Origin of the sequence: Xenorhabdus siamensis, assembly GCF_037996745.1 — a bacterium.
In the GTDB taxonomy this organism is placed as follows: domain Bacteria; phylum Pseudomonadota; class Gammaproteobacteria; order Enterobacterales; family Enterobacteriaceae; genus Xenorhabdus; species Xenorhabdus indica.
Map to the genome: position 1 here is coordinate 254,179 of NZ_JBBMXE010000007.1, position 22,687 is coordinate 276,865.

Sequence of the window (22,687 nt, forward strand, 5' to 3'; positions counted from 1 at the left end):
TTAAGGCGCCAGACGATCAATATGCCACTCATTTCCTTCACGTTGGTACAGAAAACGATCATGAAGACGATTAGCTCCTCCCTGCCAAAACTCTACTGCATCAAACTCAACCCGGAATCCCCCCCAGAAACTGGGTAGCGGCACTTCACCATTCTGGAATTTCTGTTTCAGCTCTAGGAACTTACCTTCTAAAATACTTCTGGCAGAAATACGAGAAGATTGTTGTGAAGCCCAAGCCGCAATCTGACTATCTTTCGGACGGCTGTGAAAATATTTCACCACTTCAACAGGTGATAAACGCTCAGCTTTTCCCAGGAAACTAACCTGTCGCTCAAGCTGATACCACGGGAAATGGAGACTAATACGGTTATTTTGAGCTAAATGTTTCGCCTTCCGACTGCCAAGATTGGTATAAAACACCAGACTACGGGCATCAAAGTGTTTTAATAAGACAATACGCTGATAAGGCTGACCATGCTCATCAACCGTCGCAATACACATTGCCGTTGGATCGCTCAGTTTGGCTTCACAAGCCTGTTTGAACCATAGTTCGAACAACTCCATCGGCTCTTTAGTAAGATCTTTCCGCCGTAATCCACCACGCATATATTCGCGGCGCAATTCCGCTATATGAGTTTCATTATGCTCTGACATTTTTAGCTCTCGATTCCTGAATGAGTATCAGCATAACATTGTTATCTATCAACAACAGGATAAATTGCGCCTAAAATTGTTGCCCTGTCCGCACCAGTTACTGATGGCAAGTTACCCGGCAACCCAGACATTGTACGAAATGCCAGCCAGGCAAATGCTAATGCTTCCATATCATCACCACTCAATCCATATTTATCTGTTGTAGCAACTTCAGTGTCAGGCAACAAAGCCGATAATCGGTGCATGATGAGCGGATTTCTGGCACCACCACCGCAAACCAACAAACGTTCACAACCATCATTCAACAATACCTGCTCGGCAATACTAACTGCCGTCAGTTCAGCAAGAGTGGCTTGCACATCCTCTGGTTTGATATCAGGAAAATCAACTAATTGCTTTTCCAACCATGCCATATTGAAGTATTCGCGCCCCGTACTTTTCGGCGCAGTACGCGCGAAGTAAGGATCAGACAACATTTTCTGTAGTAAATCCTCATTGACGTTCCCTTCATCCGCCCATTGTGCATCTTTATCATAAGGCAGTTGTTTATGACGCCATGTCCAGGCATCCATCAGCATATTCCCCGGCCCGGTATCGTATCCTTTGACGGCAGAATTTGGCAGAAGCGCAGAGATATTGGCAATACCACCAATATTAAGAATCACACGCCTTTCTGTCGGATGCCCAAGTACCGCCATATGGAATGCAGGAACTAAAGGTGCTCCCTGACCACCATACGCCATATCGCGACGACGAAAATCGCCTACAGTTGTAATGCCCGTTAATGCTGCTACACGGTTATTATCACCAATTTGCATGGTAAAAGGTTTTTCGCCATCCGGTTCATGCCATACAGTCTGACCATGACACCCAATCGCTGTAATATCATTTGCAGTTAGCCCGGCTTTATCCAATAATCCTTTTACTGATTCAGCAAAAAGCGTCCCTAATTCATAATCAAGCTGCCCAACTATTGATAATGTTGTTTGCTGCCCCTGACAAATAGAAAGTAATTTTTGTTTAAGTTCCTGAGGAAATGGATGGCTATAACTTTCCTGCTGTGTAACCGCCTTATCACTAATCTCTGCTAAAATAACATCAACCCCATCCATGCTGGTGCCCGACATCACACCAATATAACGTCCTGACTTCATAAATATTCTCCTATTTAAAGAATGGATTACATTTGTAAATAAATTCCGTGTAACTATAAAACACATTGATTTGGACTATATATATTTAACAAGCAATATAAGAGATAAAATCTGAGTTTTGGAGGACTCTTCACAAAACATGCTAAACTTTTGGTCAGGAATTATTCCTATTGGAGTTCATCGAGAAATTTATTATATATTTAGAGATAAGCCATTAATGTATAGAATAAGTAACTCGCAGAATTATTATGCTTGTTACTGACCATAGTAGCTGAATGCTTGGTTGTAGGTTTATTATCAGTTTTCCCCCGTAGCATTAAAATTAGGAGTAACTATGTTCAAACGTTTCCTGGTTGGTGCAGTTGTAGTGACAACATTATCCGGATGTGCTGACATGGGAGCACTTTCCAGCGACACCTACTCGATTGGTCAAGCCAAACAAATTCAAAACGTTGCCTATGGCACTATTCTGTCCGTCCGTCCGGTGACTATTAAAGGTGGTCAGGCTGGTGACCCGAATGTGCTGGGTCTGATCGGTGGAGCTGTTTTAGGTGGATTGTTAGGAAATACCATTGGTGGTGGTTCTGGTCAAAAGCTTGCAACTGCCGCAGGTGCTATTGCTGGTGGAATGGCGGGGCAAGGAATTGAAGGTGTTCTCGATAAAACAAAAGGTGTTGAGTTGGAAATTCGTACTGATAGCGGAAGAAATATCGTTGTGGTACAGAAGCTGGATAAGGTTGTATTCAATAAAGGGCAACGAGTTAGAATCGTCGATAGTGGCGACTCGACAACGGTTTCACCTATTTAACATTGTTCAAGTATGTTTAAACAGAAAATCGCGGAACTAAATCTTGGTAATCCGTGATTTTCTGTTTATCGATTAATTTTTATATTACCTGTTTATGTAATTGGTTAATATTTTTTTCGATTTTTTTTATTACAGAAGCAAGCAGAATTAACTCATCATGAGTAATTCCCTCCAGAATTTCTTTCCTCGTCGAACCAATAACACTATCCACTTCTTTGATAAAATTTTCCGATTCTTCGGTTAATTTGATTCTCTTGGCACGCCTGTCATTAGCACATGTGTGCCTTGTAATGAGTTTTTTTTCTTCTAATTGATCTAAAGTTCTTACCAAGGACGGTTGTTCGATACCAATAGCTTTCGCAAGTTGTATCTGTGACTGCTCCGGTGGTAACAGACTAATATTATACAGAGTAACCCAGTGTGTTTGAGTTAATTTCAACGGCTTCAAACGATGATCAATTAAAGCGCGCCAAACACGAACTAAACGTGCCAGATCTGATCCCAATGTCAATTCCAATTACCCCTCCTTATAATTAGAGACTCATATAACATCAATGAATTATCCAATCAGTTTATTCATATGAATAATGGATACGCATCCTATATCACGCTCACATAAGTAGAGTCAGATATTTCACTAATTACTTAATGAGTGCCGCGTTGGCCTGTTACTTACATTTCACAAACAAAAATAAAGTTGACATCTTCGTTGCCCTAAAAAGCGAAGTTTTACGGCACATCGAATAAAATCGCGCATTAATCCACCAACGATATAAACTGTATAAAATAATCCTTCAGCTAAACTATTAAGATTTTAAATATCAACGAAACAAATACAAACTCTATAAAATAGATACAGTACCACTCGGCTAAAGTTCTATAAGAATAACCGCCATCCAAATACTAATCTATATATTTTTACATTAATATCATTTTTCTCTTACAGTTACAGCCAATAAAACGACAAAAATCATTAAAAACAATAAGATAAATAATTAGCATGATTATTGTTCAATAATTGATTATTTGATAAGAAAATTTTACCGAAAGACTTTAATTAGTCAACTATTGTAATATTTTTAAATGACCTATATCAAATAAAAGACATGTAATATGAATAAAATATCATTTTATCACAGTAAAACTTCCTAACCTTATGGAAAATATGAAATATTATTCATATAAACAATTTTCATTAACAGTTAAGACGAAAAATCAAAATAATCCAAGCTGTTCTGATGGTTCACCTTCATCATGTTCTTTATTTCTTCTCATTCGCAGATATCTATCACGACATAACCGCAATACTTCTCTTTTTTGTCCGTCTGATAATTTCATCCACATAAATCGCTCTTCCCTACTGCGATAACATCCTCGACAAAAACCACGAGTATCCGATTCACAAATCCCTTTGCAAGGGTTCGGAATAGCAAAAAACTCTAATTGCTCAGCCATGCCATCCTCCTGCTCTCAGAATTACCTAAACAATCTATGACAGAATTGCAACATTACCCAGATTAAATTCAAGCCAAATATTGAACTACAAAAATAGTCAGGATTAGAAACAAAATAGATGAAGGGACGAATTGAATTACTTTATCTTTACCATATATAGTTAATCAAACATATGCAGTCAGAGCGCGAAATTTCACCACTACGTTATTTCGCGATATCGCCATTTGATTATAAGACCATAAACTCAAGAGGTAATCATGCGTCTACTTCATACAATGATCCGTGTTGGCAACATGCAACGCTCGATTGATTTTTATACTAAAGTGATGGGTATGCGTCTACTTCGTACTAGTGAAAATCCAGAGTATAAATATTCCCTCGCTTTTGTAGGTTATACCGATGAAAATCAAGGTGCCGTCATCGAACTGACCTATAATTGGGGAGTTGAAAACTACGAAATGGGAACAGCATTCGGTCATATCGCCTTAGGCGTTGATGATGTTGCAGTAACTTGTGAACGTATCAAACTTGCTGGCGGAAAAATCACTCGCGAAGCAGGGCCAGTAAAAGGCGGAACAACTATTATTGCTTTTGTTGAAGATCCTGACGGCTATAAAATCGAATTAATCGAAAACAAAAGTGCCACTAGTGCATTAGGGCATTAATTATTCCTCTCTACAAAAGGGCATCCTGCATGCCCTTCATTTCTCAACTGGATAGATATTACCTCTGCAAGACACCGTAAATTTTGTCATAATATCCGCTATCCTGAAGTTAAGAACAAAATCAGATGTCTAATACAAAAGATCAAAACATACTAAGCGGACGTTTTCGTGGCTATTATCCCGTTGTCATTGATGTAGAAACTGCTGGTTTTAATGCACGGACAGATGCTTTACTCGAAATCGCTGCAATTACTTTGAAAATGGATGAAGAAGGTTGGCTGGCACCTGCTGATACACTACATTTCCACATTGAGCCCTTTGAAGGAGCCAACCTTGACCCAGCAGCTTTAGCATTTACAGGTATCGACCCTACCAATCCATTACGGGGAGCTGTCAGCGAATATACAGCGTTACATGCTATTTTCAAGATGACCCGTAAGGGCATGAAAGACAGTAATTGCAACCGCGCAATTATAGTTGCCCACAACGCCAGTTTTGATCACAATTTTGTCATGGCAGCAGCAGAACGCTCTGGATTAAAACGCAATCCATTTCACCCTTTTGCCACTTTTGATACTGCCGCATTAAGTGGATTAGTGCTAGGCCAGACAATTCTGGCTAAAGCTTGTATTACGGCAGAAATACCTTTTGACAGTAATCAGGCACATAGCGCTCTGTATGATACAGACCGGACTGCCCTGCTTTTCTGCGAATTGGTTAATCGCTGGAAACGGCTTGGTGGTTGGCCGTTGGCTGTGCCAGATCCCGATAATGAAACCTGATAAACTAAGAGCCTATCTCATTAGGCTCTCAGTTTATAACTCTATAACGATTATCACCCCATACCTGTTGCCACAACCTAACATTGCTATGAAATATTACCGTCAATAAATATGATTATTAATGCTAATTGTGTATGGGGCTTTGTTGATTTAAAACTTCACTGAGACAACAAACTACTTACTGTCTTCCTGCTCACGGTATTTATCCGCAGTCTCTTTGACCAGAGCCTGTAATTCACCGCGTTGATACATTTCAATCAGAATGTCACATCCCCCAATTAACTCACCTTCAACCCAAAGCTGAGGGAATGTTGGCCAGTTTGCATATTTAGGCAACTCTGCGCGGATATCAGGATTTTGCAGAATATCTACATAAGCAAAACGTTCACCACAAGCAGACAAAGCCTGCACTGCCTGAGCAGAAAAACCACAGCTTGGCAGTTTTGGCGAACCTTTCATGTACAGCAGGATTGGGTTTTCTTGAATCTGGCGTTCGATTTTCTCAATTGTCGTCATTTTTACTTCCTTAAACGGCAGGCGCTGTTTATCAGCATCAGAAAAGATTGATTCAGAATACCACTTTCTGATGCAGATTTGCTACCGTGAACACACGCCTGCAAATTTTTTGTTCTGAACAATAAGTTGTAATTAGTTGATATTTTCATCCTTAATAAATATTAAAGTCAGTAAAATTGAATGCTTCTACGTCAGAATGCCACTAAATAACATCATTTCCCCTGTTATTTAGCAGAAAAATTGTTAAGATAATGACCAAACAAAATAGCAACATGATAATAAGCTAAAATTTGCTCTATCCATGATTAGTACGCTACAAGTCATGGTTTATAAAGCCAAAAACCCGATATTAAAAGGAGTATGCAATGTCTTTTGAATTACCAGCATTACCTTATGCTAAAGATGCCTTAGAACCTCACATCTCAGCAGAAACTCTGGAATATCATTACGGCAAACACCACAACGCTTACGTTGTAAACCTGAATAATCTGATTAAAGATACTGAGTTTGCCGGAAAACCACTGGAAGAAATTATCAAATCCTCTGAAGGCGGTATCTTTAATAACGCAGCACAAGTCTGGAACCACACCTTCTATTGGCATAGCCTGTCACCAAATGGTGGTGGTGAACCAACTGGTAAAGTTGCAGAAGCTATCAATAATTCTTTCGGTTCTTTTGCTGAGTTTAAACAGCAACTTACTGATGCAGCACTGAAAAACTTCGGTTCTGGCTGGACATGGCTGGTTAAAAAAGCCGACGGCAGTCTGGCTATCGTCAATACCTCCAACGCAGCAACTCCATTGACTGGTGAAGATAAGCCAGTTCTGACTGTTGACGTATGGGAACATGCCTATTACATCGATTACCGCAATGCACGTCCTCAATATCTGGAGCATTTCTGGGCTCTGGTTAACTGGAAATTTGTGGAAGAAAATCTGGCTTAATTAACCCGCCAGTTAAAATGACAAGGGTAAGTTTTTCCGATCCAACACACTTAATTTCATTTAGTAAGTGCCCCTTGAATAGTGAAAAACTTACCTTTACTTGCCGCTAAAGTAAAACAGACAGCATTTCACCTTGATATGGTTTCCTGACCTTGATTAGATCAGGCAAAGTCCCCCCAGAAAAACAATCATGATTAATGCACTACAAGCGGTCAATAATCCCAATTTCAGATCTGTATCCATAAGCCATCCTCACCATGAAAATTAAGACTCCGCGACACCATAAATTTTGTTTGGCTATTTACCTCAGAGGTTAAAAAAAACCACACTGTGGTATTTAATGCATATACTTTATAGCATTGATTACTACTTTCACTTTTGCGCTAGATCAGACAAAATTCAGGGTTTATCACTAAATTAGTGTCAGTTATCTTCCTATATATAAATATAATACTGGCAAATGATTAACAAAGATCTATATCCAGATGAAGGGTATACAAATTTAGACCTAAGGTCAGGAGTCCTTTTTATCATGGCAACGATTAAAGATGTGGCCAAACGCGCTGGTGTTTCAACCACAACCGTATCCCATGTTATCAATAAAACCCGTTTCGTCGCCGAAGATACAAAGGCCACAGTGTGGGCTGCCATTAAAGAACTGAATTATTCTCCCAGTGCCGTTGCCCGTAGCTTGAAGGTTAATCACACCAAATCTATCGGACTACTGGCAACATCAAGTGAAGCACCTTATTTTGCTGAAATCATTGAGTCTGTCGAAAATAGTTGTTATAGCAAAGGTTATACTTTGATTTTATGTAATTCCCATAACAATCTCGACAAACAAAAAGCTTATCTTGCTATGCTGGCACAAAAACGCGTCGATGGTTTACTGGTTATGTGTTCTGAATATCCCCAACCATTATTGGGAATGCTGGAAGACTATCGCAACATTCCCATGGTAGTCATGGATTGGGGTGAGTCCAGAGGAGATTTCACTGACGCAATTATCGATAATGCCTTCCATGGTGGTTACTTGGCCGGTCGATATCTGATTGAACGTGGTCACCGTGATATTGCTGCTATTCCCGGATCATTGGCCAGAAATACCGGAGGCGGACGTCATCAAGGTTTCCTCAAGGCGTTGAAAGAAGCAAATATCACTATTCGGGAAGAATGGATTGTTCAGGGGGATTTTGAGCCTGAATCTGGTTATCAGGCGATGTATAAAATCTTAAGCCAAAAACACCGCCCTACGGCCGTGTTTTGTGGAGGAGATGTGATGGCGATGGGGGCTATCTGTGCGGCTGACGAGATGGGGTTACGTGTTCCACAAGATATCTCCGTTATTGGTTATGATAATATTCGCAATGCCCGTTATTTCACACCAGCGCTGACAACGATTCATCAGCCTAAAGAGCGTCTGGGGCAGATGGCTTTTTCCACGTTACTTGATAGGATCATTAATAAACGTGAAGATGCACAAACTATCGAAGTCCATCCGCGCCTTGTTGAGCGTCGCTCTGTTGCAGATGGCCCTTTCATTGATTATCGTCGTTAACAATTAATCCTCTTGTAGCCATTCAGCATTGAGTGTTGCACTATCTCCAAGATAATCAAGCAACCAGCTTAATGCAGGTGAATGGCTTTTTTGCGACCATGTCAGGCAACATGGGCTATCAGGTAATGGTTGTTCAAGTTCAAGCAAGCTGAGTTTTCCTCGACGAATAAGCGGCAAAGCACGATGTTTAGGCACCATTCCCACACACAGCCCATCCATCAGACAAGCCAACCCCGCATTCCAATCAGGGACAACTAACCGCCGTTGATTATCCAAAGCCCATGTATTACGCTTGGGCAAATTACGTGAAGTATCTTCAAGGCACAAGCTAGGATAAGCCCTCAATTGGTCATCATTTAATCTTTCTGTTATAGAAGTTAACTCATGCTCAGGGCTGACAACACATAGCCACGGCATAAATCCCATATCCCTGAAACTATATCGTTCCCCGACCGGAGAAGCGCGAGTGGCACCAATAGCAACATCAACGCGCCCATCCACCAGTGCATCCCATACCCCATTAAAAACCTCAGGATAAATAAATAACTCGATATCTGGAAAATGGCGGTAAAAATCCAGAATAAGCTGGCGTGTCCGTTCTGGTTTCACCACTTGATCAACAGCGATACTGAGCTGCCCACGCCAACCATTCGCCACTTGCTGACATTGATGACGAGTATGATACATTTTTTTGATAACAGAACGCGCTTCCTTTACAAAGATAACTCCTGCTCCAGTCAATTCCACATCGCGATGGCGGCGTTCAAATAAGGGCACTGCCAACCATTCTTCAAGTTGTTTTATTGTATAACTGATGGCAGAAGGTACGCGGTGAAGCTCTGATGCAGCTGCACTGAAACTTCCTGTTCTGGCTACAGCATCAACAACTTCCAGAGAATATTCAGACCACATATTTCTTCCTTTTAATTTTTTTCACAGCATTATGCAAATAATACCGTTTCACAAGCAAAAAATACGCCATATAAAATAAGCCATATATTTTCTTATCAATTATCACATCGATTTATTGACACAATGACTACAAATAAAAACCCTGTACCATTTATGTTTTATCTCGCTGGCCTAAGTATGCTTGGCTACTTAGCTATTGATATGTATCTGCCCGCTTTTGATGCCATGGCAAAAGACTTAGGTACATCAGAAGGAGCTATTAGTGCAAGCCTCAGCGTTTTTCTTGCTGGTTTTGCTGTTGCCCAGCTTTTATGGGGGCAATTATCTGATCGTCTGGGAAGAAAACCTGTTCTTCTTACCGGTTTGTCTCTGTTTTGTCTTAGCTGTTTAGGAATACTTTGGATAACAGATGCAACTCAATTACTTATTCTGAGATTTATTCAGGCTGTGGGTGTCTGTTCTGCTGCTGTTTCCTGGCAAGCTTTAGTCGTTGATAGGTATGACGCTGAACGCACAAAACGTGTTTTTGCCATGATTATGCCACTGGTCGCACTTTCCCCTGCCCTTGCCCCTTTACTCGGTGCTTGGTTATTGTCACATACAGGTTGGAGAACTATTTTTCTTGTTTTAATGGCTGTAACACTAGTTCTGCTTATACCAACATTTTTACTGGCAAGTAAACGCGCACCTATTGACACCAACATTAATGAAAATAAAGTTTCTTTCTTCACCTTATTGAAGTCTTCAACCTTCAGCGGAAATGTGTTGATTTATGCTTCCTGTAGTGCTGGTTTTTTTGCCTGGCTAACGGGTTCACCAACAATTTTGACCAATATGGGTTATGATGCCACAGATATTGGCTTAAGCTATATTCCACAAACTTTGGCATTTATGCTCGGTGGATATGGTTGCCGTATTTTATTGGAAAAAGTCAAAAGTGAAACCATATTTCCAATTTTGCTGATAGGCTATGCTGTCAGCATGGTAATCATCTATTTAATTGCCCGGATTTATCCTTCTTTCATGCTTATTCTTATTCCTTTCTGTGTTATGGCCGTCATGAATGGTGCTTCTTACCCTATTGCTGTAGCAAATGCACTTTCTGTTTATCCAAAAGATGGCGGTAAAGCGGCTGCATTACAAAATGCTTTACAATTGGGTCTTTGCTTTATTGCCAGCATGTTTGTTGCTATGTTTATGAAATACCCGCTTCTGTCTACCACGACAGTAATGGTTTCGACTATTATCCCAATGATAATAGGTTATTGTTTGCAAAAGGAAAAAATAAACGATGATCATTAGTTATATATTAAAAAATTACGCCTAAAGATAATAACTAAGAATATTCTCATCTAAAGGTCATACCATAATATGACCTTTAAATTATTGTTTAAATATTATTTCACTCATATACTCATACAGATTCTTTATTCTAAAAAACTCGGAATTTGAGGTTTCTAAAGGCAATGAAGCTCTCTTTAATTTCAGGATGAATCAGCATCTCTGCCTTTGAAACATTTTCTGCTTAATTTCAGGTCAATCCATTTTTGTTTTAGGATAATAAATAACCTATCACAAAGATATACCTCAAAATTCCATCAAACAAATGTTGGAGAGTCTATGAGTTCATCTTTCGTTGAAGGAAAAAAAACAATTACTGACCAGTGGCATAGGATCGCCAATGACTTGCTTCGAGAAGCGGATGTTGAAATCAACGGTAAGCGTCCTTTTGATATACAAGTCAAAAACCCTGATTTTTATAAAAGAGTGTTAAAACAAGGCTCTTTAGGATTGGGCGAAAGTTATATGGATGGTTGGTGGGATTGTGAACGTTTGGACATATTCTTTTATAAAGTCTTAAGAGCAGGCCTGGAACATAGAATCCCTAAAAATATCAAAGACATCCTGAAGATTATTACCTCCCGCGTATTTAATTTACAATCTCCCAAACGAGCTTGGATCGTGGGTGAAGAGCATTATGATTTAGGTAATGACCTATTCACGCTCATGCTTGATCCCGACATGCAATATTCCTGTGGTTACTGGAAAGATGCAAATACTTTGGAAGAAGCTCAATCTAATAAGCTCCGGTTAATTTGTGAAAAACTACAGTTATCACCAGGCATGACTCTTTTGGATATCGGATGTGGATGGGGTGGGCTGGCCGCCTATGCTGCCAAACACTATGATATCTCCGTTACCGGTGTTACCATTTCTGTAGAGCAACAAAAATACGCTCAAGATCGCTGTAAAGATCTGGATGCTAAAATCATTCTTGAAGATTATCGTGACCTGAATCTACAGTTTGACAGAATTGTTTCCGTTGGCATGTTTGAACACGTTGGCTATAAAAATTACGCCAATTATTTCGATATAGTACGTAAGAACCTGAAACCTGATGGACTTTTCTTACTTCATACTATTGGTTCCAATCAAGATAAAGTCAGTGTCGATGCATGGATCAGCAAATATATTTTCCCTAATGGCCACTTACCATCAATTGCAAAGATCGCCAAAGCCAGCACAGGAAAGTTCGTTATGGAAGATTGGCATAACTTTGGAGCTGATTATGATCGTACCCTGATGGCATGGTATGAGCGTTTTATCGCGAACTGGAGTAAGATAGAAAATAACTACAGCCCTCGCTTCAAACGAATGTTCAGCTATTATCTGAACGCCTGCGCTGGCGCATTCCGTGCCAGAGATATTCAACTATGGCAAATCATGTTCAGCCCGCATGGAATTGAAAATGGGCTGAGAGTTCCTCGATGATATTGTTTGCAACAGCTTTCTAAAGCTGTTGAAAAGCTACAGTGCACACCTCTGTAGCTTTTTTCATTAATATTTTTTCATTAATATAAGCAGCGTTAACTACTCTTCCAATTGGGATAATACTCTTTGCTGTTCTTTTTGCGCCATGAACCGTTCAACAGTATCTACAATTGCTTGTGTCTGTGGATCAATTTCAATATTTACTTTTTGTCCAATGCGTTTTTTGCCCAGTGTCGTACGTTCCAACGTTTCTGGAATCAAATGAACACAGAAACGATTATTTACGACATCTCCAATCGTTAGGCTGATCCCATCAATACCAATAAAACCTTTATGCAGGATATATTTCATTAACTGCTTATCATAAATACGGAACCATATTTCATGGTTATTTTCCGAAGTAAAAATTTTAGCAATTTCAGCCGTCGTAATGACATGACCGGACATCAAATGCCCACCAATTTCATCACCAAATTTTGCTGCCCTTTCTAAATTTACTAAATCGCCAACTTTAAGCTCACCGAGATTAGTCAAACGCAGTGTCTCTTTCATCAAATCGAAACTAATCAAGTCGCCATCTATTTTGGTGACAGTCAAACAACAGCCATTATGGGAAACGGAAGCTCCCGTTTCAATTTCGGGTAATAATTCAGCCGGAAATTTAACTACATGAGTCCGAAAGTGTGTTTTTTCTTCAATAGCAACTATAGGCGCTTTTCCCTGGACAATGCCTGTAAACATGGGAAACCTCTTTCATCGTTTTGCATGATAAGTTAGTGTAACGTACTCATCTCTTTTAGACACTATTTCGGTTGAGAGTTATCTTCGATTTGGTATAAATATCGTGCAATGATTGGCTTAATAAAATGAGTCCTATACAATACTTGAGTTAACAAGAGATTACTTTTCAAACAACTTCGTTTGCTCGCAGAAATGTTCCTTGTTCTTCTAATTAATTTTTAATCAAAAAAGGTGTAGTACGTGCAGAAATATTTAAATGAAGCGCGTAGTTTGCTCGCTCTGGGGATCCCCGTCATCATCGCTCAATTTTCACAAACTGCGATGGGTTTCGTAGATACAGTTATGGCTGGTAAAGCTGGCGCAGTCGAGATGTCAGCGGTTGCTATTGGAACATCAATCTGGCTGCCAGCGATTCTGTTTGGTCAAGGCTTGTTGATGGCCTTAACACCAATCGTTGCGCATATAAATGGCTCAGGCCAGAGAAAAAATGTCGCCAGTCAAATCCAACAAGGTTTTTGGCTGGCAACGTTTCTCGCTATTTTCATTATTACAATATTGTATAACTGCCGCTTCATTATAGAAGCACAACATAATGTGGATCCTATCCTGGCACAAAAAGCTGTAGGTTTTATTCACGCTATTATGTGGGGAGCGCCTGGTTGCCTGTACTACCAGGTTTTACGCAGTCAGTGTGAAGGGCTGTCAAAAACCAAACCAGCAATGGTTATTGGTATTTTAGGATTATTGGTTAATATCCCCGTCAACTACATTTTCATTTACGGTAAATTCGGTGCACCGGAACTTGGCGGTGTGGGTTGTGGTGTTGCAACAGCGGCCGTTTACTGGGTAATGTTCCTGTTACTACTTGCCTATGTCAAACACGCACCTTCTCAGAAAGATATCCATACGTTTGACAATTTTGCCCGTCCTAACTGGCAAGCACAAAAACGCATTACTCTGCTTGGCTTACCCATCGCTCTGGCTATGTTCTTTGAGGTTACGTTATTTGCTGTTGTATCCCTACTGATCTCCCCTCTCGGCGTAATTGCTGTTGCAGGGCATCAAATTTCTCTCAATTTCAGTTCATTGATGTTCATGTTTCCGTTGTCATTTGGTATAGCGGCAACTATCCGTGTAGGTTATAACCTTGGGCAGAAATCAACCGAAGGCGCTAAAATATCAGCTTATACCAGCCTTGTTGTTGGTTTGGTAATTGCCTGTATAACAGCAACCTTCACGATTCTATTCCGTGAACCAATAGCAATGATGTACAACAATAATTCTGAAGTTGTCACTTTGGCATCTCATTTGATGCTGTTTGCTGCTATCTATCAGCTTTCTGATTCCGTTCAGGTGATTGGTTCCGGGGTATTGCGCGGATATAAAGATACACGTTCCATTTTCTTTATTACTTTCATCGCATATTGGGGTTTCGGATTACCGAGTGGTTATATACTAGCATTAACCAACTATGTTACTGAACCGATGGGGCCACAAGGTTTCTGGATTGGATTTATTATCGGATTAACTGTAGCTGCAATCATGATGGGCAGCCGGATTTGGTGGTTACAAAAGCAGCCTGATCATACGGTTCTGGCATATTCTACTCGATAATTCAGTGTATTAGATTATCATCTCAAGGGGAAAAAGTTGTAAATTCACACTGATAGATGTAAATGCGAGCAATCGAACACGAATTTGCATTTTTCCCCTTGCCAGACAGCTCAGTGATCGTTAATATTCGTCCCCGTTGTCAGCCACGGAAATTTAGCTTGCGTCCGTAGCTCAGTTGGTTAGAGCACCACCTTGACATGGTGGGGGTCGGTGGTTCGAGTCCACTCGGACGCACCAAATATTCGGTTGACAAAAAATTCAGTTTTATGTGCGTCCGTAGCTCAGTTGGTTAGAGCACCACCTTGACATGGTGGGGGTCGGTGGTTCGAGTCCACTCGGACGCACCATCTCTTTATGGTTTTGCCTCGTTTCTTCGCTTTTAACTCTCTTCATTTGTAATCTGGTTTTCCCATTTATTAAATGTCATATAGTTGTCATAATCTGGTACTGGAAATCCCTACTTATTCTCACACCCAACTGAAATAACAACTATCCGATTCGATACTATTGCGCAACAACCTACTGATTTTCCTAACTTGTACGTGAGTATTTTTTGTTCTTTTAACATAAATCTTTTCGAGAACTCTTTTTTTAATTCATTTCACAGAAATTAGTCTCTATAATACGCATTATCATAAGTTGAATGGTTTCAGCCAATTGATTTACCGAACTCAGAAAAAGTGACAAATGATTAATCGTTCCAAGTCCACATGTCCATACATGCCTGGCTTCACAAAAAACAACCATTTGACATTTTCTGCCACCCGTTTTCTATTATGTTGCGCAACTAACAATGCCAAATTAACAAAGCCAAATGATACTGGCTATAATGTCAATGGTTGGTGATTCACTCTTTTTAATTCATAAAAACCAGTAGATAGATTGTCATGAAAAAAACCAAAATTGTTTGTACTATCGGACCAAAAACTGAATCCGAGGAAAAACTAACCGAACTGCTTAACTCAGGCATGAATGTTATGCGCCTGAATTTTTCTCACGGTGACTACGAAGAACATGGTCAACGCATTAAAAATCTTCGTGCGGTTACTGCAAAAACCGGCAAAAAAGCAGCTATCTTACTGGACACCAAAGGCCCTGAAATCCGAACCATGAAGCTGGAAGGTGGTAATGATGTTTCTCTAACGTCTGGTCAGACTTTCACCTTCACAACAGATCAATCCATCATCGGTAATAAAGAATGTGTTGCTGTAACCTATCCAGGTTTACCAGCGGATTTATCTGTGGGTAATACCGTATTGGTTGACGATGGCCTGATTGCTATGGCAGTAAAAGGTATCACCGAAACTGAAGTCATTTGTGAAGTGTTGAATAACGGTGACTTAGGTGAAAACAAAGGCGTCAATCTGCCAAATGTTTCTATCAACCTGCCTGCACTGGCAGAAAAAGACAAGCAAGACCTTATCTTTGGTTGTGAGCAAAGTGTTGATTTTATCGCAGCATCTTTCATTCGTAAGCGTTCTGATGTTCTGGAAATCCGCGAACACTTAAAAGCCCACGGCGGGGAACACATCCAAATCATTTCCAAAATTGAAAATCAGGAAGGTCTGAATAATTTTGATGAAATTCTGGAAGCTTCAGACGGTATCATGGTTGCCCGTGGTGATTTGGGTGTTGAGATCCCCGTAGAAGAAGTGATTTTCGCGCAGAAAATGATGATAGAAAAATGTAATTCTGCACGCAAAGTTGTCATCACTGCGACTCAAATGCTGGATTCCATGATCAAAAATCCACGCCCTACCCGTGCTGAAGCAGGCGACGTTGCCAATGCAATCTTAGATGGTACTGACGCAGTGATGCTTTCCGGCGAAAGTGCTAAAGGGAAATACCCTGTTGAAGCCGTCTCTATTATGGCAACCATCTGTGAACGTACAGATCGTGTTATGGGTAGCCGAATCGAAAATACCAAGACTCAGAAGTTACGTGTTACCGAAGCGGTTTGCCGTGGAGCGGTAGAAATTGCCGAAAAATTGGAATCACCTCTGATTGTTGTGGCGACTTATGGTGGTAAATCTGCAAGATCTATCCGTAAATACTTCCCTAATGCCCCTATTCTTGCACTGACTACCAATGAAATTACTGCTCGTCAGTTGTTACTAGTTAAAGGTGTCTTTACGCAAGTTGTCAAAGAAATTGCGTCTACTGATGATTTCTACCGTATTGGTAAAGAAGCTGCATTAGCCAGCGGTATGGCAAACAAAGGAGATATAGTTGTGTTGGTATCCGGTGCATTAGTACCAAGCGGTACAACAAATACATCTTCTGTTCATGTACTGTAATTATTTTTGAACACAAGACAAGCTGCCCAATTAATGAGCAGCTTGTCAAGCAAAAATAACTCTTGCCTTTTAGCCACACCTCAATAATAAACAAACGTTCACACTGAAATAATCCAATACATTGAGCATAAAAAACACTCCTTTTATTTTAAAACCATTTATACTAATATTTATCTTGTTTGCTTGGTTTACAGATATTGGAAGCTAATTTTTTGACAAAATAGGCAAAACGGATCTTTTTTTATTTATTACATCCAGGCAGTAAAAACTGGAAGATACATCACGTAATGTTTAAGATTTTTCTGATTTAATTATTCATCGTACTACCGTTTTATTGCGATTATCTAAAAATTATTAACTTTTTTTAGAATAAAAAACAGTAGAATTGGTTTCTTCAGACAAAAATTTATTCTCTTTCCAAAAAAGTTTGTGTAATAATTAGATAGCTACTTGGAGATTAACTTAATCTAGAGGGTATTGTGATGAATCGTACTAAAGTTGTACTTGGCACAGTAATTCTTGCTTCTATCATGTTAGCGGGTTGTACAAATCCACCTAAAGTTGATCAACTTTCCTCTCAGGTTCAAACTCTGGGTTCAAAAGTTGACCAACTGAGCAATGAGGTTAGCTCAATGCGTTCTGATGTACAAACAGCGAGAGACGAAGCCTCTCGTGCGAATCAACGTCTTGATAACCAGGTTCGTTCCTATAAAAAATAAGTTTGTAGCATATTCAAGAATGGCGTACTTTGGTAAGTACGCCATTTTTTATGTTCTCAATTCATTGTTTCGGTTAGGATTTAGTTTGATAGATTGGAGCAGGCTGGCTCAACGGTGGTAATTTAATGGGCTGAATATTGAGAGTCGCTTCTTCACGTTTTTCCATCAAACTTGAGGATTCTCTTTCCTTCTTACCGGATGAAATAGTTCCCTTGTTAACTACCACAGGCAGGCCAGAACGACGAATTATCGCTTGATCCACCAAGACAGCATTCGTATTACTGTTTGCAATAAACTTTAATAACCCTTCTGTACGCTTAATTGGTATTGTCTGGGGATCATCAGCATCTGTCTTTGAAAGTGGTTGATGAACCTCAACATAGCGTTTGCCATCTGGTTCTACCGCATATTTGATTGGTTCATTAATAATCTGAACACGGGTTCCCTTCGGAACATTGTAGAATAGTGCCTCAATATCATCAGGGCGCAAACGGATACACCCCGAACTGACTCGCATGCCAATACCAAAATTCGCATTAGTACCATGTATCAGATATTCTCCACGCCCTGCTGCCAAACGCAGAGCAAAATCACCCATCGGGTTATCCGGGCCTGCGGGTACTACCGCCGGCAAGATAATACCGCGACTTGCATAATCTTTACGGATATTAGCAGTAGGTGTCCATGTCGGATGTTTAATCAACTGGCTAACCGAGGTCGTCATTGTGGGTGTATTGCGCCCAAGTTGCCCAATTCCAATTGGGTAAACAATGACATGATCCTTTCCTTTTGGAAAATAATAGAGTCTCAGTTCAGCAAGATTAATGACAATCCCCTGACGAGGGACATTGGGAAGTAACATCTGTGACGGAATAATGAGTTTTGTACCGGGGTTGGGTAGATAAGGATCAACACCAGGATTGGCTTCCAACATAGCCAGCAAACCTATTTGGTATTTGGCAGCAATGGTTTCCAACGGGAGACCATCATCAGGTACAACATAGATGGCGTTCTCACCAATCAGGCGACTATTAGCAGGTGGCAATGGATACTCCACTGCATAAGCTAGATTAGCTGCCCCACAGAACGACAACATGCCGATCAAGAAAGTACTGATAAAAGTCAAAAATCGCTTCATACACACTTCCTCAATGTTATTTGAATGCCAGTGGTTAATTAATAGCCTATTCTGGGAGACTATTCTATTTCCTTTGCCACAATCAAAACTAAATTTGAACAGTGTTCAGGCTACAACGCATCTTACAACTGATGGCAACATAATTGCACCAGACTAACATATCAATAGTCAAAACCTGCCGTAAAACAGGCTATGTGTTATTTTCAGCCATATTCAGAATGAATTGGCTGAAATCAACCAACTAATCAGATAAACACCAAAAGTTCCTGCCAAACAAATATCAACAGGAACTTAAACTAATCAACTTACATTATAATATTTTGAATATTAAGATAAAATAGCCGTAGTCAGGCGGGATGTACAACATAATTGCTGTTGTCCATCATAGATATCAATTTGCCAGACTTGATGAGTACGCCCAAGATGGATTGGTTTGCAGATCCCTTTAACTATCCCCTTACGGACCGCTTTTATATGGTTGGCATTAATTTCTACCCCCACAACCTTTTGTTCACCTTCAGAACAAAGATAACCTGCAAGGGAGCCAAGTGTCTCAGCTAACACCACTGATGCTCCACCATGCAAGATACCAAATGGCTGTTTAGTTCGTTGGTCAACAGGCATTGTTCCCTCAATGAAATCATCTCCAAGCTGAGTAATTTCTATTCCAATATGATTCAAAATACAATCAATACCCAATTGATTTAACATGTTTATATCTGGATGACGTTTCCAAATCACTGCAATATCTCCAATAAAGCTTGTAATGGATGTTTGAGTACTTTTCCTTCCATGCGTTTCACCTGACTACGACATGAATATCCAGTACTGAGGCAATGTTCCAAAGCCAGATTATTCAGTACAGGCGCCCATGAAAGTCTGTAAATGCCAATCGAATTATCAAGGTTCTTTTTCTCATGACCATATGTGCCTGCCATACCACAACATCCCACATTGATGTTGTTTAACTTACAGCCAAAATAGTGAAAAATATCAATCCATTGTTTACCACTATTAGGTAACGCTGTCACTTCTGTACAATGCCCCAATAAATACCAATCATGACTGGATGTTACTTTGTCACGTTTTCCTTTTGAGATAATTTCCGGCAACACGTTCACCAGCCATTCATGAACCAATTGAACGTTAAAATTCCCTCTCTGTTCACCCAGAATATCTTTATATTCATCCCGGTAACACAGAACCAAAGCAGGATCAACACCCACCATAGGAATATCCAGTTGTGCTATCCGTTGCAGGAAATCAGCCGTTTTCCCGGCAGTTTTGGCAAATTTATTTAAAAATCCTTTAACATGCTGTGCTTTCCCATTCGGAGAAAATGGTAACAACACTGGCTGATATCCCAGCTTCTCGATCAGCCGTACAAAATCAGTGACAACTTTTGCATCGTGATAGCTGGTGAAAGGATCCTGGACGATAAGTACATGCTGCTTACGTTGGGTTGGAGATAATATTTCGAGCTGTTCTAATGTCGTCCGGGTTGCATAATGACTTGCGAGTTGCTGCTGTAATGTTGGATAGGAAAACTGCGGCAAATCAACCATACCAATAGTATGTTGACTGAGTTTTTGTACCCATGTCTGCCGCAAGAAGAAGTTAAATACTCGAGGAGCTTTTGCCATTAATGGGGTACTGCTTTCTACATTGGCAACAATATAATCACGCAACGGACGTAAATAACGGCTGTGATACAGAGCCAAAAACCGCGAACGAAATGATGGTACATCAATCTTAATGGGGCATTGTGTCGAACAAGCTTTACATGCCAAGCACCCCGACATGGCCTCTTTGACTTCATGGGAAAAATCATATTCTCCCCGCCATGCCTTCCAGCTATGACGCGTTTTCTCAATCAATCCACGCAAGCTTACTCCATGTAAACCGGATCGGTCCTGTTCAAATCCTTGTTCTAATAACTTAGGTTCAACGCCTTGCTCCGTCAGAAGCCGCAACCACTCCCTGACAAGGGTTGCTCTACCTTTAGGTGAATGAATGCGATGCTGGCTGATTTTCATTGAAGGGCACATCGGGCTTTTTACGTCAAAGTTGAAGCACAGACCATTACCATTACATTCCATTGCTCCACGGAATGTGTTTCTGACATTCACTGGAATAATTCTGTCATAAGTGCCACGCTTAGCGGCATCGACCTGCATCATCGGGGCGTCTATTCCCATTGGCGAACAGATTTTTCCCGGATTCAACCTGTTGAGTGGATCAAATGCTGCTTTAACCCGACGTAATTCATCGTACAGGATTTCACCAAAAAAAGCCTGACTGTATTCTGCCCGAAAACCTTTGCCATGTTCTCCCCATAACAACCCGCCATATTTAGCCGTCAAGCGGACTATCTCATCGGAAATCTGCTTCATAAGAATTTCCTGCTGAGGATCGCACATATCCAGTGCCGGCCGAACATGTAAAACGCCCGCATCCACATGACCAAACATACCATAATCAAGCTGATGGCTATCAAGAAGCTGACGAAATTCGACAATGTAATCAGCAAGATGTTCAGGTGGTACACAAGTATCTTCAACAAACGGAATAGGTTTAGCTGCACCTTTACTGTTACCCAACAATCCGACAGATTTTTTCCGCATGGCATAAATGCGTTCAATATCATCCAAACGGTGGCAAGTCTGGTAACCGATAACCCCTGCCTGATTGTTTGCCATTAATTCATCAAGGCGCCAACAGAGAGCGTTAACCTGCTGATCAATTTGCTGTTCATCGTCTCCGCTGAATTCAACGATATTTAAGCCTTGCATATCTCTGTCTGGAACATCAGCAATCAATTCTTTCACTGAATGCCAAATAATATCTTCACGTGCGAGGTTGAGAACTTTCGAGTCCACTGTTTCAACAGAAAGCGCTTTGGCTTCAACCATAAACGGAGCATTACGCAGGGCTGAATCGAAAGAATCATATTTTACATTCACGAGCCGTCTGACTTTCGGCAATGGTGTAATATCCAATGTTGCTTCGGTAATAAAGGCCAGAGTACCTTCAGATCCTGTTAATATGCGTGTCAGGTCAAATGATTGCATATCATCACTATAAACATGACGCAAATCATAACCTGTCAGAAATCGATTGAGTTTCGGGAACTTCTCAACAATTAATTCCCGTTGCTCACGACAGCGCTCAAGTACCGTTTTATAGACATGACCGATAACCGATTTCTCTTCCGCAATCGATTCTGCCAGTGTTGTGCTCACAGGGCGGGTATCAAGCATTTCTCCCCCCAGTAAAACAGCACGGACACCAAGTACATGATCTGACGTTTTACCATACACCAACGATCCTTGCCCGGATGCGTCAGTATTGATCATACCGCCTAACGTGGCGCGGTTACTGGTTGATAATTCAGGAGAGAAAAAATAACCGAAAGGTTTTAGGTATTGGTTGAGCTGATCCTTAATAACACCTGCTTCAACTTTAACCCAGCCTTGTTCTGGATTAATTTCCAGAATCCTTTTCATATACCGGGACATATCTACAACAATACCATTGTTAAGGGCCTGGCCATTCGTACCAGTTCCCCCGCCTCTGGGTGTGAATGTCAGAGAATGGAAGCGTTCTTCTCCTGCAATCCTCGCCAATAATGCAACATCGGCACTGGAACGCGGAAAGATAACCGCTTGTGGTAACAACTGATAAATACTATTATCTGTCGCCATAGTCAGTCTATCTGCGTAATTGCTGGCAGTATCACCTGTAAAACCAGTATCCTTCAATACAGTCAAATATTCCTCTACCAGTTCACTGACTTGGGGGGCTTGTGGTATACGTGGGATCATTGGCTCATTGCCCCTTTTTTCTAATAAGTGTCCACATTGCTTTATTTATATACTACCTTAACAGTCAATTCAGACAGGGATCTGAACAGATAGTTTTTCAACGATATCACAATATTTAACAATTTTGAGCAATC

Annotated in this window: 20 protein-coding genes and 2 tRNA genes; 12 read left to right on the forward strand and 10 right to left on the reverse strand. The window is 40.5% G+C overall.

Annotation, left to right across the window (positions count from 1 at the left end; genetic code table 11):
* Positions 1–654 carry a pyridoxamine 5'-phosphate oxidase gene (gene pdxH, locus AAC852_RS07860; RefSeq protein WP_340620559.1) on the reverse strand — a complete coding sequence of 218 codons (654 nt, stop codon included), beginning with the start codon at positions 652–654 and terminating at the stop codon, positions 1–3.
* A 41-nt stretch (positions 655–695) separates the two neighbouring features.
* Positions 696–1,808 carry an anhydro-N-acetylmuramic acid kinase gene (gene anmK, locus AAC852_RS07865; RefSeq protein WP_340620560.1) on the reverse strand — a complete coding sequence of 371 codons (1,113 nt, stop codon included), beginning with the start codon at positions 1,806–1,808 and terminating at the stop codon, positions 696–698.
* Positions 1,809–2,142: 334 nt separating this feature from the next.
* On the opposite strand from anmK, the gene AAC852_RS07870 reads away from it, so the two are divergent.
* Complete coding sequence (locus AAC852_RS07870; RefSeq protein WP_340620561.1) at positions 2,143–2,616, forward strand: outer membrane lipoprotein; 474 nt, start codon at positions 2,143–2,145, stop codon at positions 2,614–2,616.
* 79 nt (positions 2,617–2,695) lie between these two features.
* Here AAC852_RS07870 and slyA read toward each other — a convergent pair whose 3' ends face one another.
* Complete coding sequence (gene slyA / locus AAC852_RS07875) at positions 2,696–3,133, reverse strand: transcriptional regulator SlyA (protein ID WP_038265702.1); 438 nt, start codon at positions 3,131–3,133, stop codon at positions 2,696–2,698.
* Between the two features lie 698 nt (positions 3,134–3,831).
* A complete protein-coding gene (locus tag AAC852_RS07880; protein WP_340620562.1) occupies positions 3,832–4,071 on the reverse strand; it encodes a DUF1289 domain-containing protein in 240 nt (79 codons plus the stop codon).
* A gap of 257 nt (positions 4,072–4,328) precedes the next feature.
* On the opposite strand from AAC852_RS07880, the gene gloA reads away from it, so the two are divergent.
* Positions 4,329–4,736: a lactoylglutathione lyase gene (gene gloA / locus AAC852_RS07885; RefSeq protein WP_340620563.1), complete on the forward strand. Its 408-nt coding sequence runs from the start codon at positions 4,329–4,331 to the stop codon at positions 4,734–4,736.
* 125 nt (positions 4,737–4,861) lie between these two features.
* Positions 4,862–5,518 carry a ribonuclease T gene (rnt, locus tag AAC852_RS07890; RefSeq protein ID WP_340620564.1) on the forward strand — a complete coding sequence of 219 codons (657 nt, stop codon included), beginning with the start codon at positions 4,862–4,864 and terminating at the stop codon, positions 5,516–5,518.
* Between the two features lie 174 nt (positions 5,519–5,692).
* Here rnt and AAC852_RS07895 read toward each other — a convergent pair whose 3' ends face one another.
* On the reverse strand, positions 5,693–6,034 hold the full coding sequence (locus tag AAC852_RS07895) for a Grx4 family monothiol glutaredoxin (protein ID WP_340620565.1): 342 nt from the start codon (positions 6,032–6,034) through the stop codon (positions 5,693–5,695).
* Positions 6,035–6,399: 365 nt separating this feature from the next.
* Between AAC852_RS07895 and sodB the strand changes: the two genes are divergently transcribed.
* Both sodB and purR read left to right on the forward strand, forming a co-directional pair.
* On the forward strand, positions 6,400–6,978 hold the full coding sequence (gene sodB, locus AAC852_RS07900) for a superoxide dismutase [Fe] (protein ID WP_340620566.1): 579 nt from the start codon (positions 6,400–6,402) through the stop codon (positions 6,976–6,978).
* Positions 6,979–7,510: 532 nt separating this feature from the next.
* On the forward strand, positions 7,511–8,536 hold the full coding sequence (purR, locus tag AAC852_RS07905; protein ID WP_340620567.1) for an HTH-type transcriptional repressor PurR: 1,026 nt from the start codon (positions 7,511–7,513) through the stop codon (positions 8,534–8,536).
* Between the two features lie 3 nt (positions 8,537–8,539).
* Here purR and punR read toward each other — a convergent pair whose 3' ends face one another.
* Positions 8,540–9,448 carry a DNA-binding transcriptional activator PunR gene (gene punR / locus AAC852_RS07910; protein ID WP_340620568.1) on the reverse strand — a complete coding sequence of 303 codons (909 nt, stop codon included), beginning with the start codon at positions 9,446–9,448 and terminating at the stop codon, positions 8,540–8,542.
* A 123-nt stretch (positions 9,449–9,571) separates the two neighbouring features.
* On the opposite strand from punR, the gene punC reads away from it, so the two are divergent.
* Together punC and cfa are read left to right on the forward strand one after the other, a co-directional pair.
* Positions 9,572–10,750 carry a purine nucleoside transporter PunC gene (gene punC / locus AAC852_RS07915; RefSeq protein WP_340620569.1) on the forward strand — a complete coding sequence of 393 codons (1,179 nt, stop codon included), beginning with the start codon at positions 9,572–9,574 and terminating at the stop codon, positions 10,748–10,750.
* 318 nt (positions 10,751–11,068) lie between these two features.
* A complete protein-coding gene (cfa, locus tag AAC852_RS07920) occupies positions 11,069–12,220 on the forward strand; it encodes a cyclopropane fatty acyl phospholipid synthase (protein ID WP_340620570.1) in 1,152 nt (383 codons plus the stop codon).
* 99 nt (positions 12,221–12,319) lie between these two features.
* Here the strand turns inward: cfa and AAC852_RS07925 are convergent, their stop codons facing one another.
* The gene (locus AAC852_RS07925) at positions 12,320–12,961 is read right to left on the reverse strand and encodes a riboflavin synthase subunit alpha (protein WP_340620571.1); all 642 of its coding nucleotides are present in this window, start codon (positions 12,959–12,961) and stop codon (positions 12,320–12,322) included.
* 240 nt (positions 12,962–13,201) lie between these two features.
* Between AAC852_RS07925 and AAC852_RS07930 the strand changes: the two genes are divergently transcribed.
* The 5 genes from AAC852_RS07930 (at position 13,202) to AAC852_RS07950 (ending at position 17,591) form a co-directional block, all read left to right on the forward strand.
* Entirely contained in the window at positions 13,202–14,575 is a 1,374-nt protein-coding gene (locus AAC852_RS07930; protein ID WP_340620572.1) for an MATE family efflux transporter, read from the forward strand.
* 160 nt (positions 14,576–14,735) lie between these two features.
* Positions 14,736–14,812: transfer RNA gene (locus tag AAC852_RS07935), tRNA-Val, on the forward strand.
* 33 nt (positions 14,813–14,845) lie between these two features.
* Positions 14,846–14,922: transfer RNA gene (locus tag AAC852_RS07940), tRNA-Val, on the forward strand.
* Between the two features lie 540 nt (positions 14,923–15,462).
* Entirely contained in the window at positions 15,463–16,872 is a 1,410-nt protein-coding gene (gene pykF, locus AAC852_RS07945) for a pyruvate kinase PykF (protein WP_340620573.1), read from the forward strand.
* A gap of 482 nt (positions 16,873–17,354) precedes the next feature.
* Positions 17,355–17,591 (forward strand): major outer membrane lipoprotein, encoded by a 237-nt coding sequence (locus AAC852_RS07950; RefSeq protein WP_047680124.1) that lies wholly within the window; start codon positions 17,355–17,357, stop codon positions 17,589–17,591.
* Between the two features lie 73 nt (positions 17,592–17,664).
* Here AAC852_RS07950 and AAC852_RS07955 read toward each other — a convergent pair whose 3' ends face one another.
* From AAC852_RS07955 to ydiJ, 3 genes are all read right to left on the reverse strand, one after another.
* The gene (locus AAC852_RS07955; protein WP_340620574.1) at positions 17,665–18,729 is read right to left on the reverse strand and encodes a L,D-transpeptidase family protein; all 1,065 of its coding nucleotides are present in this window, start codon (positions 18,727–18,729) and stop codon (positions 17,665–17,667) included.
* Between the two features lie 327 nt (positions 18,730–19,056).
* Entirely contained in the window at positions 19,057–19,470 is a 414-nt protein-coding gene (locus AAC852_RS07960) for a hotdog fold thioesterase (RefSeq protein ID WP_340620575.1), read from the reverse strand.
* Complete coding sequence (gene ydiJ / locus AAC852_RS07965; protein ID WP_340620576.1) at positions 19,467–22,553, reverse strand: D-2-hydroxyglutarate dehydrogenase YdiJ; 3,087 nt, start codon at positions 22,551–22,553, stop codon at positions 19,467–19,469. Before ydiJ ends, AAC852_RS07960 begins: the two co-directional genes overlap by 4 nt.
* Positions 22,554–22,687 lie beyond the last annotated feature (134 nt).